Source organism: Vibrio sp. 14N.309.X.WAT.E.F5 (genome assembly GCF_030397615.1).
GTDB lineage: Bacteria > Pseudomonadota > Gammaproteobacteria > Enterobacterales > Vibrionaceae > Vibrio > Vibrio lentus.
The window spans coordinates 69497-87529 of record NZ_JAPNXR010000003.1 but is presented as its reverse complement, the minus strand read 5'-3'; the positions used below and the strand labels follow the sequence as shown (position 1 = coordinate 87529).

Below are 18033 nucleotides of genomic sequence, written 5' to 3'. Positions count from 1 at the left end.
GCGGTGTTCACGCGGTGCATACCAGCGCCCCAGTTGAATGAGTTTTCGCCCCAAAGTGGTGGCAGGTATGAGCGACCATCCGCCCCTTTAATGCCTTCACCATTTTGACCATGACAGGTTTGGCAGCTGGTTTGGTAAACCTTTTCACCACGCGCGATCGACGGCTCTTGTTCAGGGTTAGCAATCTTAGGGTAGCCACGACCTGCCAGCTTGCTGCGATCATCAATTGGGTATTTGCTTAACAGTTCTTCTGGAAGAGGGAAGCTCTCCGCTTTACCACCGACTTGCAAGTCTGCATCGCTGATCTCAGGAACGGGCGTGTCTTGCATGCCGTTTTTATCTAAGATGCCACCCATCGCCAACCAGTATGAGTAGGCCGTAAGCGCGACCATCTCTTTTGAGCCTACTGCTGGTGGTAAGCCATTCATTGAATAGGTAAAACAACCTTGGATACGTTCCGCGTAGCTGTTTACCTTGTCGTTTTTCTTACGGTAAGCAGGGTAAGCCATGTACGCTCCCCAAAGAGGTGCAGCATTTGCCTTCATGCCCGCTTGCATGTGGCAGTTTACACAGTTTTGTTCATTGCCTACGAACGTCCCACGCATCTGCTGAGAATCGACAAACAGCGAGTAGCCCAGTTTGACTTTGTCACCAAATTCCCCAGCAGGGATATCAACCAAGCCTCGTGGCACCAGATATTTGTTATCTTGAGGTTTCTCAACTGCTGGCAGCTCGGTTTGGCGATCAGGCAACTCTGCTTCGGCATAAGCGATTCCAGAGGCAAGGGTTGCGGTAATTAGAAGTAATGTTTTCATGCGAGCCCTTTAGTATCGGAAAGATGCGAAGTAGTAAGACAGGTTTTTGATTTCATCATCAGTCAACTTACCGGCGATATTGCCCATCATGTTCAAATCATCACCCTTACGAGTGCCGTTTTTCCAAGCGTTGAGCTGAGTTTGAATGTAGTCGGCGTGCTGGCTCGCTAGGCGTGGGAATTTGTCTACGCCCATACCACTTGGGCCGTGGCAGGTTGCACAAGCAGGAATGTTTCTGTCCCAATCGCCTTGGAATACAAGCTTACGGTAGGGATTATCAATATCAGCTTGTGAGCCGCGCTGTTCTAAATCGCTGAATTCGTATGAAGGTAGTGAAGCAAAGTACTCTGCTACTTCACGACGAATAGCAGGATCAGACACACCATCCGCCATGCCCTTCATGATCGCGCTTTGACGCTCACCACTAGAGAAAAGAACCAGTTGATGTTCAAGGTAGTCAGCATTGAGCCCAGCTAGCATAGGGGCAATGTTGGGCATGCCTTTACCGTCAGCTTGGTGGCAGCCACTACAGGTTTCTGCAGCTTCTGGCATTGGATTAGGCGCTGCTTGTGCAAAACCAGATAAAGAAAGGCTTCCCAGAGCTGCGATACAAAGCGTTAGTGTTTGAGTTTTAATTTTCAGCTTAGTCATGAGGCGTCGCTATTGGTTGTAGTGCACGCATTTTCGACATAATTGATTGTTCGCGCTATTGTGGATTTCCACATTAATTCACTTTGAATTTGAGGTGGGTCTCACATTAATAACCTCAACCACCATAATGGTATTGATGTGAATTCCGTCAGGCTAATCCAATCGCTGTTTACGAAATGCAAGGGAACTGCCATGTTCGCCTCGATGTAACTGCTTGTTAAGGCTCTTTTATGGCACCGATTGTATAAGCATAGCTGCTTTATAGAGGCGGGCTTAAAAAGTTGTGATGAAGAGAAGAAAAGAGAAGTGAAGAGTGTTTGTTGCGGGTTGGGTTGAATGTTGCGGATTGGATGTTGTCGATTGAATGCTGTCGATGTATTGGCTGCTAAAAAACAGAGCAACCTCGAATGACGAAGTTGCCCTGTTGTGTTCCTATTCAGGAATGACTAGGGATATATGTTGGATCACTGATTAGACTTTGTAGATCTTAGCCGGAAGTGCTTGTCTTGCTGCTGCTCCTACAACCCAATCTAACATGACGCCTTTGCCTTCTCTCGTCGGGTCAATCAAGCCTATATCATTGATGTTAACGCCATCGTTCGACTTCATCTTCACTGGTTGTTGTGTGTCACCAATCCAGTGTGCACGTTCACCGAGCTCTTTGTGTCCAAAGCCGTGTTCAAAGCCCAATGTGCCTTGTTTGATGCCATCAATCACCATCGCCAACGCGTGTGTGGTTGAACTCGGTGTTTCAATGGCAAATACGTCGCCTGTTTTGATACCAGCAGAAGAGGCATCTTTCGGGTGAATGTAAACTGGGTTCACGCCTTTGATAGACTCTAAGCGTGGTGATAAGTTAGACACCGCACTGTGAATGTTGGATTTAAAGTTGGTCAGAGTAAATGGCCAATCTTTGGTCGGGAACTGCTCTGCTAAAGGTGTGCCGTCTGCCAGCTTCTGTGGATACCATGTCGGGCAACCCATGTACTGTTCGCCACTGATGGTGTTGCGAGAGGTCCCCAGCTTTTCATTCCAGATAGCCAAAGGTTTGGTCCATTTGTATTTCATGGTTTCATTGGTGTAGGCATTGGTTGCGTCTTCAAAACGACCGCCACGTGCAAAAATGTACGCCACTTTGAGCATCTCTTCTGGCTTAAGCGTTTTGTTCATCACAGGCACTAGGCGCTCTAGACCAGACCAAACGATATCTTCTGCATCTACATTCGGCACTCCGCCTTTAACGAACGCTAGATTAGCCGCAGAGCGCAGGTAGAAATCTTCCGCACTATGGATACCGTGCCAGTTACCTTGGCTGTCTTTGATTACGTTATCGCCAAAGCCACCTAAGCCAAGTGTTTTCGCCACATCAATAAAGAAGTTCTCTAGGTTGATGGCACGTCCATCTTGAGTGCGTGAGGTTTTAGGTTCAACAATCGGCCAGCGAGCAGTGATCGCTTTGGTCGCAACACCATGCCAAGGTGTTGCCATGCCCCAGCTTTCGTAGGTAACCGTGTCTGGCACGAGGTAATCCGATAATGCTGTCGTTTCATTGATGAAGGCATCAATAGACACGATCAAGCCAAGCTGTTTTGGATCTTTAAGCTTTTCACCCAACAGGTTATCTAACCCCGGAACGCCATAAAGTGGGTTTGCCATGTGGTTGATCCACGCTTTTGCGCGGTAAGGATAGCCATCAATGGCCGCTGATAAATGCTCGGTTAAAAGCGGAGCTGAGATTGGGTACCAAGGTGCGCGTGTCGGGTAAGGTGATTCACCTGCAACAACACGGCGTTTGTATTCACTGGTCTTGTGATACGGGAATTTGCTGCGAGACAAGAACACACCTTGCGGCTTAGTCTTGCCTTTGAACTTGGTAAAGTCATAACGTGGGCCTGCAACCGAAGTTGGGTAGCCGCCTGCTTTCGCCATCGCCCCGCCTTTTGCATTGATGTTACCGATCAGCGCGTTCAGCATTAGGATAGAGAACGAGTTGTAGAAGCCATTGGTGTGCATGTTGCCACCGTGAGTATCAACAACTGCTTTTGTCCCGTAGCTGGTGAAGCGTTTCGCTAGTGCAATAATTTGGTCTTGCGGGATTTCACACTGCTCACTGTAGTAAGCAAGGTCATATTTGAAGGCTTCTTCCTTCAATCTTTGTAGAGAAGACTTAACACGAACGGTTTGACCATTAATTTCTACGTCTTGATCGACGAACAGAGCCGCTTCATTCACCTGTATATGCGATGATAGTAGTGACGTTGTCACATCGAGTGCGATGAATCCATCATCGTCAGACATTGGTTCGCCTGTTTCTATCAATCCGATATCCGATGCACGAAGCATGCGCCCGTTTTGTGGGTGTGTTTCGTCACTGATCACGAGGTGAGATGCATTACACCAGTGTGTGGTGCCTGCTTTCTTCATCGCTTGTGCGCTTGGGCGAGACAAGAAGTCGTGATTGTAGCGTTGGTTCTCGATGATCCATTGGATCATGCCCAATACTAATGCTGAATCGGTGCCCGGTTTGATCGGTAGCCAGTTGTTGCGATCGCCCGCAGCAAGGCTTGACGATCCTGCAGGAAGGCTCGGAGTCACTATGGTGTAACTCAGTTTTCCGTTGGTACGAGCCTCAGCCAGTTGTCTTGCTTGGCGCTTAAACGGGTTACCTGCTTGAGCCGGAGACATACCGATGAAAAGAATGAACTCTGCGTTGTTGAAGTCAGGCTTTAAGTGCGAGAATTTGTCTAGATCATTCATGATCGCACCAGAACCTGCGCGGAATGCGTAGCCACAATAAGAACCGTGGTGACCAAAGTTGCGAGTACCGTAGCTGTTGAATGCAAAGCGCTTCAAGATGTCATCACGGCCTTCATTACCGGCATTGGTCACAAGCAGTTGGTTGGCTTTTGGTCCGTATTCAGGGTTGTTCGGATCAAGTGGCGTTTCGATGTCGCGAATCGATCGTAAGCCTTCAACGTCACCTTCTCCGAATAAGTCACCACCCTCGGTGATCTCAGAGATCAGTTGTTCGTAGCTGATCGGCTCCCACTTGCCTTCACCTCGTTTACCAACACGTTTGAGTGGTTGAGTGATTCGGTATGGGCTGTTTTGAATCTCTAACATGCCGTTACCGCGGGCGCAGGCTGTCGAGCGATTGTCGATACCGGATTCACCAGATAAGCCAATGTAGGCATCTTTTACAGGCGTTTTGAACGGGAGCTGTTGGTCGCTTGATAGCGGGTGGTACGGGTTGCCTGAGATGCGCAAAATCTCGTCATTGCGATTATCGATACGCACACGCAAACCACACAATGTCCAGCAGCCAAAACACATTGATGGTGCAACGCGTTGGTTTGGATTCGGCGAGATCTTACCTTGCTCATCGACACTGTATTCCGTCTCGAGTGAGTTACCGTGATGGATGTGATTAGTTTTCTTACCTGCGGTGCCATCAATAGCACCGTGAACCATGTGTTTTGTGGTTGTCGCATAACCTGCAGCAAAAGCTCCAACACCACCGGCGGCAAGGCCTGTTTTCAAAAATTGACGACGTTTGTTATCCATGATGATTCCTCAGACTACAAGCTATGTGAGCGGTTAAGTGGTGACGGTGTGTTTTGGTTTGACTTAGATTTTGTCTTTTGTGCAGAGCCAGTTGTGCTTTTAGATCCAGTAGACACGATTTCAGAAGCGAACAGCGCAAGTGCTAACCAAAGGCCACACATACCAATAATGCCAAGTACCCCAGCGCTACCCATAGGCAGTTCATAAGGGAATGGGCCTACATCAAAACGTGGAATGGTTTGAACTTCCATCATGGTGACCCAACGTACCGCCCATGCTGAAATCATGGTCGCAAGTGCGACACAGATAATTCCTAGCTTGCTTTGCGATAAGCTTTGTAGAGGGAGAACTAAGATCATGCACAGCAAAATACTGGTGGTCATGATGCCTAGATTGATTCCCCAAGCGTTGTTCTCATAGAGATTGAAGTGACCATGGTTAGATGCCCAAATCGACGTGAGAATGATGGCAAGGCCACCTGTCAAGGTGATGGTTCTTTGTATCAGAGCTAGGTCTGTTGGTTTTAAGCTTGGCTTGTTTGAAGGCAGTAGAGCCCAAATCAACAGCGTTAAACCCGTTGCAGCAAAGAATGCGGTCGTGAACCAAAGCAGTGGAGAAGCCGGTTGATGCCAAAGCGGTCGGCTCGCCAAAATTGCAATCTCTGCGCCTGTATAAAGCGCGATGCTTAGGCCCGAAATAGCCGTCACAGCAGCGAGTGCAATCATCAGCTTTGACGATATTTGCCATTGACCTAGCGTCAGCCAAGCCAAACGTTTTAGAAGTGGGTTTTCACTTTCTTTAAGATGTGCGATGTCATCACGCAGGTAAACCCAAGCTGTCGCAACAGCCAGACCAGAGAATAGAGGCAGAAACAAAGAGCCTAACGACATCCATGACCAAGGAGTGATGTGGGCGTAGAAGTGCCAAGCACGTCCCGGTTGGTGCAAATCACCGGTTAATGCTAATGGCCCAACAATCGCGCCGATGGCCATCACAAGTACAAGGGCAGAACGGAATTGATGGCTGGTTGAGTTTTTGAATATCAGTGCAATCAAAAACAGAATAGCCGCTGCGTAAGCCGAACCGATGTAGAAGAAATATTGAACCGCCCACGGTAGCCAAGCGATCTCTTGAGCGGGAACTAACACCTCAGTGATATTCATGCTGTCTCTCCTTGTGTCGCGATTGCCAATTCTTGTTTGCTAGAGGATGAGTTATCGATGGCGGCTGGATCATAAATCGCAGGTTGGCCTTCAATGTGGCTAACGAATCGCTCGTTCATGCCGATATAGAAAACATGGGGGTTGGTATTCTGCTCTGGCTTAAGCACCTTGATGTCGTCTTGGTTTTCATTGAGCAGACGGTTGATCTCGCTGTTTGGATCTTTAAGGTCACCGATGACACGCGCGCCACCGACACAAGTTTCTACACAAGCGGGCAGTAAGCCGTCTTCAAGGCGGTGTGCACAGAAAGTACATTTGTCAGCGGTAAGGGTGTCGTTATTGATGAAGCGAGCATCGTAAGGGCAAGCTTGGACACAATAAGCACAGGCTACGCAGCGTTCGTTGTCGACCATCACTATCCCATCTTCACGTTGGAAGGTCGCTTGAACAGGACAAACCTTGATGCAGGGTGCGTTGTCACAGTGATTACATAGGCGAGGTAACATGAATGATTTCACGTCTTGCTGAGCTGTCGAACCATCATCAAGGGAGACTTCATATTGTTTTACGGTGGTTCTGAACTGGCCAATCGGCGCTTGGTTTTCAACGCTGCAGCCAACAGTGCATGCCTGACAGCCAACGCATTTACGTAAATCAATCGCCATCGCGTAGCGCTTGCCTACTTCGCCTTTGCGGTCAGGCTGGTTGTTATTGCGAATGGCTGTGCTCGCGACTGCGGTGTTGATTCCGGTAATGGGAATGAGCGCAGCGCCGGCGGAAACTTTACCAAATTGGCTGAGAAACCGTCTTTTCAATGAGTCCATAGAGGTACCTATAAATGGGTATTCGATCTGTTAGGCTCATTGTCAGTTTTTGACCGTTAACGGGGTATTGTGGATTTCCACATACCCAGATCAAAGTTGATCTAGAACAAATGTGGTTTTCGCTATCTAGCTGTTATGCTTTGTTTTAGAGGCTTATCTCAAGCGCTCTAAAGGGTGAGTTAAGCGTTGGACATGTCGTCAGCTTCAAGAAAAAGTGAAATGACGAGAGAATAAATCGAATAAACAATCTGCTTGGAGAAAGAGATTTCAGTGACAGTTCGAAACCTAATGACAGTCGTTAGCCTTTGTTGGCTGAGCCTAACCGCAGGAGTGTGTTTAGCGGCTCAATCAGAACAAGTGATAGCAGCCCCAAGCTCAAGCCCAAACCAAAACCAAAATACAGGTGAACCCGATCAGATTATCGAGGTTGGCGTGTTGGCGACCCGAGGAAAACTTGCGGCGCAGCAGCGTTGGCAGCCTACGATGGATTGGCTGTCTGAGCGTATTCCGGGTAAGCACTTTGTTCTCAAGCCTTTTAATTTGGAAGAGATGGCCGAAGCGGTGAAAGATGTGACGGTCGATTTCGTTATTACTAACCCAGGTCAGGCGGTTCGCTTAGGACGACAGTACGCGCTTTCTTGGATGGCGACTATGACCAGTCATAACTTCGAAGAGCCAAGTTCTAACAATACCCGCAGCATTGGTTCTGCTTTAGTGGTAAGAAGAATGTCGCCCTATATCTCTTTCGAACAACTTAGTGGTAAGCCGATTGCAGCGGTCTCGGAAAATGCATTTGGTGGTTACTTAACAATGCGTTATCAAGTGATGCAAGAAGGGCTTAATCCCAACCACTTTTTTTCCAATACGCAGTTCTTAGGTTTCCCTATCGATGCCAGCTTGTACCAACTGCGAGAAGGACACATTGAAGCGGCTGTGGTGCCAGCTTGTTTGGTCGAGAGCATGATCAGTGAAGGCTTGCTGGTGGCGGGTCAGTATCGTGTTATCGGTAATCAAGCGCCTGAAGGTTTTCGATGCCAAGTGTCTACGCCTCTGTATTCCAACTGGTCGTTTGCTAAAACAGAGCGAGCCTCTTCGGCATTAGCTAAGCAAATGAGTCAGGTGCTGTTTTCAATGCCAAAAAGCAGTGTGCCAGCCGTTGCTGCGAATGCTTCGGGTTGGACGTCACCCACAAGCTTGCTCTCAATCGACAAGCTTTATCAGCAACTCGACATGCACCCACTGCAACAACCTTGGTGGAAAGAAGCGTTAATCTGGCTTAAATACAATCAACAGTGGGCTTGGGCGTTCTTTATTTTTGTCGTGTTACTGAATGCTTACCACTTCTGGTTAGAGTACAAATTCAGCCGCAGTAAAAAACAGTTAGAAGCGACGCTACACAAGCTGAAAAGCAAGAGTGAACAGCTGGAACATTCGCAACGTATCGCGGTGGTTGGTGAACTGGGAAGCAGCTTGGCACACGAGATCAATCAACCTTTGGCGGCCATTCGCAACTACAGCGAAGGCGGCTTATTACGGATTTCGAAGAACAAACCATTGACCGATATTGAACCTGTGTTTGAGAAGATTCAGTCTCAAGTGGATCGTGCTGATGCGATCATTCAACGCTTAAGAAACATGATAAAGAAACGCTCATCAGATAAGTCTCAGACGGACATCGAGCAGTTACTCACAGACACCATTGAGCTGCTGCAATTTCGATTACAGAAACACAAGATAACCATTGAGCGCCACGCTGTAGGTAAGCCAATCCAACTGCATGTCGATCCTGTGGGATTGCAGCAAGTGATTGTAAACCTGATCAACAATGCTACTGACGCGTGTAACGCACAACAACACCGCGAACAAAGCGCTGCGTCTGATATTGATAACAAAAACAGCGAGCCACCAACAATTAAAGTGATTACCGAGTATCAACCGGATAAAATGATGCTGTCGGTTATCGATAACGGCACGGGTTTAGATTTCACCGAACAACAAGTCATTCAAGCCTTTGTGAGTAGCAAAGAAAATGGCTTGGGTTTAGGGCTTGCGATTTGCCAAGATGTGATTGAAGACCACAGTGGCCAAATGGCCATCAAATCATTGACTCCTCATGGCTGTCACGTCGCAGTGACGTTACCTTTTTCTCTTTCAAATGATTCATAAGGAATCTTGTTATGTCTGAACTTCATCAAACGTTACCGGTCTATGTGGTTGATGACGATGAGTCGATGCGTGACTCATTGGTGTTCCTATTGGAAGAGCATGATTTTATGGTGTCAGCTTATGAAGATGGCCCGAGCTTTCTGGATTCAGTGGATTTGAGTGCGCCGGGGTGCGTGGTGTTAGACAGCCGAATGCCTGAAATGAGAGGGCAACAAGTTCATGAATTGATGGTGAAAGCGCAGAGCCCATTGTCGGTGATCTATTTGACGGGTCACGGCGATGTGCCAATGGCGGTAGAAGCCTTACAAGCCGGTGCGGTGAACTTCTTTCAAAAACCGGTTAAAGGCAGCGAACTGGCTGAGGCGATCAAGCAAGGGCTAGAGGCTTCTGAAAAGCACTTACACATGAATGTGTACCGCCAAGCGTATGCGTCGTTAACTGAGCGCGAAATCGACATTCTTAAGCAGATCATCGACGGCAAGCGCAACCAGAAAATCGCCGATGAGTTATGTATCGCCATGAGAACGGTGGAAGTACACCGAGCGAGTTTGATGAAGAAGTTTTCGGCGAAGACGGTTGCCGAGTTGGCTTACATATACGGTCAATTGACCTAGGCATAAAGCTATTTCTGTATGCCATTTGAACTAGAGTTGTATGGCAGTTACACGAAATTGTTGATGAGAAAAACATCAATTGCGTCACCAAGCTTTAGGACTTTTCTGATGAAAGACAGCCTTCATAATTTATCTATATTGAAGCAAGATCACATCGTCTATGGACTGCATACGGATTGAACCCCCTAGGCTTCTTATCGCAATGTAATCCTGAGATACTGAACTAAGTTCATTTTAAGGCGGAACGTGTAAGTAACTGCACTTTTCCCTGTAATTCGAAACATAACATTCACTATGGGTAGAACACACTCTCAACGTCGAGTCTTGTATCTGCCGAGTTAGGTTAAAATATTTTATGAGTACAATGGGAATCGCAATTGGTGCGACGGCTCTTTCGTTAATACTTGTGGCCGTATGGCTGGTTTCTTTGTCGTTAAGAAAGCAGCGCGTGGAACAAGAACGTAAAGCTCGTGCAGTCGCTTACCGAAAGGCGATTGAAAAAGCACGCATACAAGAGCAAAAAGAGCGTAACTTCAAAGCCGAAACTGGACATGTTCCATCGATTCTGTATTTGGCGAAAGAGGCTGAACGTAACAATATTAAAGAAGCCTTATATTGGTACGATAAAGCCGCGCATTTAGATAATGTGACCGGCATGTACGGCATTGTACGCATGAGTATGAAGCGTAAAGAAGACCTAATTTTAAAAGAAAAAGCCAACTTTTGGCAGCTCGCTATCTCAGCTTTAGATAACGATATGGTTGCGAAGTTTGAGATGGGTAAAGCGCTCGTTTTTGGCCGCGGAACCGATAAGAACGTTCCCAAGGGTTATACCTACATCGAAGAGTCAGCGACGGGCGGAAACACCGAAGCGATGCTGTTTATGGGTGAGTGGTGTCTAGACAAAGAAAACCCAGATTACTCAGCCGAAAGCTCATTCGAGTGGTACCAAAAGGCCGCAGATAAAAACAACTTAGACGGAAAAATCAAACTAGGTTTGAGTTATTTGAATGGTGTGGGTGTGGAGCCCAATCATGGAGAGGCTGTTTACTGTTTTGAGACTGCCGCGGAAAAGAACAGTGCAGAAGCTATGTTTAGAGCCGGTGAAGCTTGGATTGATCATGGTGAACACGGTAATGCGATTGCCTATATTTGGTTGTTTTTGTCCGCTCATTTTGGTTATTCAGAAGCAAAACAGTTGAGGGATAAAGTTGGGGGTGAACTTGGGGTTGATGCTGTCGTAGGGCTGCAGGCTCTCACGAAACCAATCATGACCAAATTGACTCAAGAAGCCGTCACCAAACACTCGGTTATTAAGGCGTTGAATAAACTCTACAAACGTAACATCCCGATCCCTAAAAAGGTGAAAGAGGTTACTGAAGAAGAGGAAATTGACGAGTCGAATGTGCAAGGCAGCGATGTTGAAATGAGTTTCGAGATGAAAACCCCGAACTCCAACCCAGAGCACAACCAACAATATTCTCCAGAGCAACACGCAGCGTCCCAAACGGGTTCGGCTCAAAGCACAGATAATGCATCGTCACCAGCGCCTAGCAGTGCGTCTTTAGACTTTAGCCAAACCAATTGGAGTAACAAAAATTAAGTCAGTAGCTTGATGAGATGAGCGTTCGAGCGAGTTGAACTCTCATTTAGGTCAGCTCAGCTTATTTTAGTCACACTCCATTGGAGACGGGACACTCTGAGTTAGGAATGACAGGATCAAAAAAGGGAAGCTGATGCTTCCCTTTTTATTTATGTGCTATTTGCTGTTAGAGCTTAGAGCTTAGAGCTTAGAGCTTAGAGCTTAGAGCTTAGAGCTTAGAGCCAAAGGCTAAAGCTAATACCTAAAAGCTTATTAAGCTTTGTTTTGCTCAGCTTTACATACAGCCGCAGTGAACACGACATCTGTTGAGCTGTTAAGCGCTGTTTCAGCTGAATCTTGAATCACACCGATAATGAAACCAACCGCTACAACCTGCATCGCTACATCGTTTGAGATACCGAATAGGCCACATGCTAGTGGGATAAGCAGTAGTGAACCGCCAGCAACACCTGATGCGCCACATGCAGATACAGCAGCAACAAGGCTTAGTAGGATTGCAGTGAAGATATCAATCTCAATACCCATTGTGTGTACAGCTGCAAGTGTTAACACAGTGATGGTGATTGCAGCACCCGCCATGTTGATCGTTGCGCCTAGAGGGATTGATACAGAGTAAGTATCTTCATCTAGTTCTAGCTTCTTACAAAGGTTCATGTTCACTGGGATGTTTGCAGCGCTTGAACGAGTGAAGAATGCCGTTACACCAGACTCACGAATACATTGCAGTACAAGTGGGTATGGGTTCTGTTTTGTTTTCACAAAGACAAGCAGAGGGTTAACCACAAGTGCGATGATCAGCATTGAGCTTAGAAGAACTGCTAGCAGTTGACCGTAGCTTGCCAGTGCATCGAAGCCTGTTGTTGCGAACGTAGTTGAAACAAGACCGAAGATACCGAATGGTGCAAGACGAATAATGAAGCGAACAATGTGTGAAACACTGTGGCTTAGGTCTTCGAAAACCGCTTTGGTTGTTGCAGATGCGTGGTGCAGTGCAAGGCCAAGACCGATTGCCCAAGCAAGAATACCGATGTAGTTCGCGTTCATTAGCGCGCTAACTGGGTTATCGACAAGCTTGAATAGAAGGGTATGAAGAACTTCAGCAATACCTTGAGGAGGGTTAGCACCTTCAGCACCAGCAACCAGAGTCAACGTGGTTGGGAACATGAAGCTCAATACTACTGCTGTTAGTGCAGCAGAGAACGTACCAATCAGGTAAAGCACAATGATTGGGCGCATATGAGTATGCTGACCTTTCTTTTGGTTTGCGATAGAAGCTGCTACAAGAATGAAGACTAAAATTGGGGCTACAGCTTTCAGTGCACCAACAAACAGACTACCTAGTAGACCTGCATCTTGAGCAGCTGATGGAGAAACCATGGCGAGAACGACACCGAAAACAATACCAGCAAGGATCTGTAGAACGAGATTTCCACGAGCGATGCGGGCGAACATGTTGTGATTTTGCATAAAATACCTGCAATTGTTAATTTATTATAGTGATGTATCTTTTTATAAAGTTGTACCAAATCCAACTATACACTAGTGGAATGGGCGGTCATATTAGCGGGATCCTACGGGGTGTCTAGGAATAGTTTAGATTTAGGGTGATTGTTTGCGCTACGTGGTGTTTTTAGAGCTAAATGTTAAATTTTTGTGCTGTGATTGAGATATAAATCTGCGTGATAATACTCATTCGGGTCAATGTTCTGGTGAGAGTGGTATCAGTGTCTATTCACGAGATCATTGTGTGCAGAAATGATCCCATCGAGTTCCTGTTAATACAAAGAAGCCCCAAGCCTAATGCGTTAATAAGCTAGATAAGCTAAGGCGCGATAGGGACATGGGGCTTAATTATGTGCTGTAAAACCTAATCTAAGAAACGGTTATTTAGACGATTTCTTGATATTACGGCTCTCCGATTGCACGGTTTTGTACATTTTAGAAAGCTGTTTACTGCTCGCTCTCTGTTCTGCCAATGAGGCTCCATTTCTTGCTTGCTCTCTGAGTAGCTTCTCATAGTTAGAGAATCGTCTTTCAGAAAGCTCACCGCTTTCAATGGCTTTGCGTATTGCGCATCCTGGTTCTGACTCATGGCTGCAATCAGAGAAGCGACAATGCATCGCTAACTCTTCCACATCGGAAAACGTTTCACTTACACCCTCGGCACAATCGGCGAGTTGTAGCTCGCGCATTCCCGGTGTATCTAACAATAAGCCTCCAGAAGACAATAAATGCAATGATCGTGATGTTGTCGTGTGGCGACCTTTACTGTCGTCTTCTCGAATGCCACCAGTCGCTTGCTGAAAGTCACCAAGTAACGAGTTGACCAAGGTAGATTTACCTACACCGGATGAACCCATTAAAGCAACGGTCTTGCCTGTTTTACACCAAGGCGACAATACTTGAGTCGAGTCTTGGTCTAGGCTGTTCACCGCTTCGATCATCAACATCGAATCTAAGCTTTGCACTTGTTGAACTTTGTCTTCGTAGTCGTCACACAAGTCTTTCTTGGTGAGGACGATAACCGCTTCAACTTGCGCTTCGTTGGCGAGCGCTAGATAGCGTTCGATGCGGCTCAGATTGAAGTCATTGTTTAACGAGACCACGATAAACACAGTGTCGATATTGGCTGAAATGTACTGTTCTGCTACGCGACTGCCTGCCGCTTTGCGGCTGAAGATCGACTGACGTTCTAGCAAGCGGTCGAATTGTAGCTCAGCGTTTAATATCACCCAGTCTCCAACCGTCATTGCGGGCTGGTTTTGATGAACAGGTAGAACGATTTCGCCTTGTTCTGACGCAAGAGTATAGCCGCTGCGATGGTGCGCGGTAATACGAGCAATGACGGAGTTGTCATAGTCTTCGAGTGTCAGTTGTTGCTGAAATACAGGTTGCCATCCAAGCTGTTGAAGTGACATTGGATGAGAAAATGCTGTTTGTGAATTCATGTTTATTTACCCAGACGTGCGAGCTTTCTTTTCTTGTGAGAGCATTAAAGTCTTATCACTGCATTAAAGTCTTATGAGAGCATTAACTTCTTGTGAGATCTCTTATTTGTTGATGAGATCAAAAGAGTTAATGAGACCAAAAAGAGTTGCTGAGATTAAAAAGCGTCGAGACGTCAAAAATGTTTTGTGCTTGGGTCGAATTCAAATAGATAGGACCCCGGATTTAGTCATGCGCTATTGGCATGAGGGATTGATCTCTTACGGATCAATAGTAAACCGGGTAAAAGTGTGCGGTAGTCAACGGGTGACGAGGTGTTGGTCGATCAATATTTAAGTTGGATTAACCAAACAAATTAACGCGTTACTTTTACTGCCAGTTTTAGTGTTTTGATTACAATCATCTTCTATTCTCCTTGGGTTATTAATGGGTTCAGGCTTCAAATAGAAAGCGAACTCAGTTTAACAAAAAGCCACGATGGCGAGAAGTCATCGTGGCTTAATTTTGTTTAATTTTTGTCTGATATTCACTTCTACTTATAATCAGTATCGCTGAACATCAAGTGGTGCCAAATTAGTGATGATCGTGATCCATCTTTTTCATGCCGCTCATTACTTTCTTCACTGGTGCATCGAATGTCTGAGTTTCACCGTTTGCGTAAGTCAGTGTCATTTCGATTTTCTCGCCTTCTTTTAAGCTGCTTGCTAGATCGAATAACATGATGTGTAGGCTGCCCGGTTTTAGCACTGCTTCACCATTTGCAGGGATCGTGATCTGCTGAACTTGGCGCATTTTCATTACATCGCCATCCATGATGACATCATGAAGTTCTACTTTACCTGCTGCAGGTGTCGTTGCCGCTACGATAGAGCGTTCTTTATCGCTCTGGTTCATTAGGGTGGTGAAAACAGCGCTGTTGACCGCTGAAGGTGGTGTTGCGCGAGCATAAGCGTCGTGAACCATAATGTCACCTTTAGCATGAGCAAGAGGTGCAAGCAGTAAGCCTGCTAGAGCAAGAGCTTTTAACTTCATGTTGTTGTCCTTAGTTTTTATGTTTTGGTCTGGGACCTGACTTTTTTAGTTCGAACTTTATTGAGTAAGTTCTTTATTTTTACGTTTTACTGCGTCAATTTGTTGATGGCCTCAACAATTGGCGCTGGCGTTAACGTATGCGGCACTTTGGTAATCAGTGTGCCGTCGGGCTTTAAAAAATAAAAATATGAGCTGTGGTCAAGGGTGTATTCCAACTCTGAACCTTCAAGCTTTGTTTTTCTGAAAATAACACCGTAGTTATGCGCAAGCGTTGTTGTCACATCTAACGGGCCACTTAACCCTTCCATCATTGGATGGAAGTATTGCGCGTATTCGTAAGAGGCTTCTGCTGCATCACGTTCAGGATCAAGCGAAACAAACATCGGGCGAATTTTCGCTTTTGCTTCGTCAGAGACTTGGTTAAGAGCTCCGGCTAGCATTGCTAAAGAAGTCGGGCATACATCTGGGCAACGTGTAAAACCGAAGTAAACGATACGAATTCTGTCATCGGTTTGGTCAAAGATTTCCGTTGGTTGGTTGTCTTTGCCGAAAAGAGTCGTTGCGGAGAACTCTTGTTTTGCTGCGTGTTGTTCTTGAACTTCGTTTTGTCCATCAAGATAGCTTTTGACACCAAAGCCAAGTACAAAAGCGACAACCAATGCTAACGACCAATTTCTACTCATCTTGCCATCCTTATTGCAGGGTTTACAGTATCGACACCATCAGTGAGCTCACCGATCCATGTCATTTTATCTAAAGTACATACAGGTAAAATCACATCACCTTCATAGGTATTATTGCCAATGCTCTTTAATTGAAAACGCGCAGATCCCATTTCCATTTCTAAGCCAATAAGTGACAGCATTAATGTGTCAGAAGCTGCGCCTTCCCAAACTACTTTGATTTTGCTTGGTACGAGTGGCTGAGCCGTTTCACTATCGAGTGTCATGGCAACCGCATTTTGCTCACACGATGTGGTTGAAAGCATGCAGTAATCATCTAAGTTAACGTCAGCAGAGGCTTGCTCCATCGCTGATTTAAATTGCTGAATTGCTTGCGGCCCATAAAAGCCTGCCACGAGAGCGATCCCAAGAGCAGCAACCTTTAATGCAGAGTGCATGTCGTGTTCTCATCTAATTTTATAAGAGCGGCGATGTTATCACACCCCTCAATACGTGCTTGTATCAAAAAGCAATTTTGTGCGTATGGTAGAACTAAAAAAGCGAAGCCATAGGCTTCGCTTTTATTTAAATAATAGGGATGTTGAACTCAGTATTTACGGGACTCATTCATGTAACACGTTTCCCATTTGTTTTCTGAATAGCTAGTCCGCGTTGCGCTCTGCAAATTTCTCTAACCCAAGGACCAGAGCAATCGCTACAAGCATCATCACAATTGCCAACACCAACTGAGAAGGCTGAGAGGTCACTGCTTCAAAGTCGAACGGCGATAGGTTTTCTTGAATCAGAGGAACTTGCTCACCTTTAGAGTTTGTGCGCCAGCTGATCGTTTCTTTCCACGGCCAAATCTTCGGCAGTGTACCGATCATCAAACCAGTCAAGAATACTAATGTGAAGTCGCGGAATGAGCGCAATAACCAAGAAAGTACGTGAGAGAAAGTTAATAGCCCAAGCACACAGCCACTAAGAAATAGCGCAAGCACATCGATTTGGAACTCTTTTACGGCACCTAACACAGGGCTGTACATGCCTATCAGCAATAGAATAAAGCTGCCGGAGATACCAGGTAAGATCATGGCACATATCGCAATCGCGCCCGCAATCAGCAGATTTATACTCGTTGGCTCCATTTGCAGAGGCTTAAGCACAGTAATGCTATAAGCGAAGGCAACACCAAGTAGCAAAAATACGAATCGAATCATATCGCGCTTTTCTACTTGCTTAAGAATATGGAAAACCGACACCAAGATAAGGCCAAAGAAGAAAGACCACAAAGGAACCGGGTGCGTGACCAATAACCAAGAAATCAGTTTTGCGAATGTCGCAATACTGGTGAAAACGCCAGCGAACAGTGAAATCAGGAAAAATCCGTTGATGTGGTTAAACGCAGCTTTGAAGCCTTCGCGTTTCCATAAGCCAAGAACGCTAGGATTAATTCTGCGAATGCTTTCTAGCAGGGTATCGTAAATACCAGTGATGAATGCGATGGTTCCGCCCGACACACCAGGGACAACGTCGGCTGCGCCCATTGCCATGCCTTTGAAAAAAGTACTTAAGTAGTTCATTGCTTCATAGAGTTGAGGGTGATTTTGTGCAGTATACAAACTTTAGTGTAAAAAAAGTATGAATATGCCATTAGCGAGGTGCTTTTATTACCTTCTTAATTGTAAGGCAATAAGTTGAACTGAACATTTGCCTAATATTTAAAATACAAGCACTTAGTGATTTGTCATTAAGACTATCAATGAAACTGGTCTCTTATCAATATTGCATCTTGGTTGCATTCTGCAAATGCACTTTGCAATTCGCATGTGAAAATCGCGGGTTTTATGCGATGCAGGGCTTATAAAACGCCAAATTAAAGTTGGCACGCTAACTGCATTGTATAGATTGACCCTTCTTAAGCCGAGGGTCACCTAGCCAACTGACGTTGTTAGTGAACTTTTGATTTGTTCACATATATATAGAGCCAATC

At 46.0% G+C, this 18033-nt stretch carries 14 protein-coding genes; 3 read left to right on the top strand and 11 right to left on the bottom strand.

The genetic code is table 11. The features are described 5' to 3' along the window. The 5 genes from OW495_RS04725 to dsrO all read right to left on the bottom strand — a co-directional run. A partial coding sequence (locus tag OW495_RS04725) for a c-type cytochrome (protein ID WP_289885271.1) occupies nt 1–815 on the bottom strand: 815 nt, incomplete at its 3' end. A gap of 9 nt (nt 816–824) precedes the next feature. Next, the gene (locus OW495_RS04720; RefSeq protein WP_102290952.1) at nt 825–1466 is read right to left on the bottom strand and encodes a c-type cytochrome; all 642 of its coding nucleotides are present in this window, start codon (nt 1464–1466) and stop codon (nt 825–827) included. Between the two features lie 471 nt (nt 1467–1937). Beyond that, nucleotides 1938–5030 carry a tetrathionate reductase subunit A gene (locus tag OW495_RS04715; RefSeq protein WP_102290951.1) on the bottom strand — a complete coding sequence of 1031 codons (3093 nt, stop codon included), beginning with the start codon at nt 5028–5030 and terminating at the stop codon, nt 1938–1940. Nucleotides 5031–5044: 14 nt separating this feature from the next. After that, nucleotides 5045–6193, bottom strand: coding sequence for an NrfD/PsrC family molybdoenzyme membrane anchor subunit (nrfD, locus tag OW495_RS04710; RefSeq protein WP_102290950.1), 1149 nt, complete (start codon nt 6191–6193; stop codon nt 5045–5047). After that, entirely contained in the window at nt 6190–7017 is an 828-nt protein-coding gene (gene dsrO, locus OW495_RS04705; protein ID WP_102290949.1) for a sulfate reduction electron transfer complex DsrMKJOP subunit DsrO, read from the bottom strand. The genes nrfD and dsrO overlap by 4 nt, the downstream gene beginning before the upstream one ends. A 270-nt stretch (nt 7018–7287) precedes the next feature. On the opposite strand from dsrO, the gene OW495_RS04700 reads away from it, so the two are divergent. The 3 genes from OW495_RS04700 (at nt 7288) to OW495_RS04690 (ending at nt 11400) form a co-directional block, all read left to right on the top strand. Continuing rightward, complete coding sequence (locus OW495_RS04700; RefSeq protein WP_102290948.1) at nt 7288–9183, top strand: sensor histidine kinase; 1896 nt, start codon at nt 7288–7290, stop codon at nt 9181–9183. Between the two features lie 11 nt (nt 9184–9194). Next, nucleotides 9195–9797, top strand: coding sequence for a response regulator (locus OW495_RS04695; protein ID WP_102290947.1), 603 nt, complete (start codon nt 9195–9197; stop codon nt 9795–9797). Between the two features lie 364 nt (nt 9798–10161). Beyond that, nucleotides 10162–11400 carry a tetratricopeptide repeat protein gene (locus tag OW495_RS04690; protein WP_289885629.1) on the top strand — a complete coding sequence of 413 codons (1239 nt, stop codon included), beginning with the start codon at nt 10162–10164 and terminating at the stop codon, nt 11398–11400. Nucleotides 11401–11652: 252 nt separating this feature from the next. Here the strand turns inward: OW495_RS04690 and sstT are convergent, their stop codons facing one another. The 6 genes from sstT to OW495_RS04660 form a co-directional block, all read right to left on the bottom strand. Then, nucleotides 11653–12867, bottom strand: coding sequence for a serine/threonine transporter SstT (sstT, locus tag OW495_RS04685; RefSeq protein ID WP_017108934.1), 1215 nt, complete (start codon nt 12865–12867; stop codon nt 11653–11655). Between the two features lie 416 nt (nt 12868–13283). After that, nucleotides 13284–14348, bottom strand: a complete 1065-nt coding sequence (rsgA, locus tag OW495_RS04680) for a ribosome small subunit-dependent GTPase A (protein WP_065111497.1) — start codon at nt 14346–14348, stop codon at nt 13284–13286. Between the two features lie 571 nt (nt 14349–14919). After that, on the bottom strand, nt 14920–15378 hold the full coding sequence (locus OW495_RS04675) for a copper chaperone PCu(A)C (protein ID WP_102279803.1): 459 nt from the start codon (nt 15376–15378) through the stop codon (nt 14920–14922). Nucleotides 15379–15464: 86 nt separating this feature from the next. After that, on the bottom strand, nt 15465–16061 hold the full coding sequence (locus OW495_RS04670) for an SCO family protein (protein ID WP_004732104.1): 597 nt from the start codon (nt 16059–16061) through the stop codon (nt 15465–15467). Then, nucleotides 16058–16498 carry a hypothetical protein gene (locus OW495_RS04665; protein WP_102290945.1) on the bottom strand — a complete coding sequence of 147 codons (441 nt, stop codon included), beginning with the start codon at nt 16496–16498 and terminating at the stop codon, nt 16058–16060. The genes OW495_RS04670 and OW495_RS04665 overlap by 4 nt, the downstream gene beginning before the upstream one ends. 204 nt (nt 16499–16702) lie before the next feature. Beyond that, complete coding sequence (locus OW495_RS04660; protein WP_076668414.1) at nt 16703–17623, bottom strand: DUF368 domain-containing protein; 921 nt, start codon at nt 17621–17623, stop codon at nt 16703–16705. Nucleotides 17624–18033 lie beyond the last annotated feature (410 nt).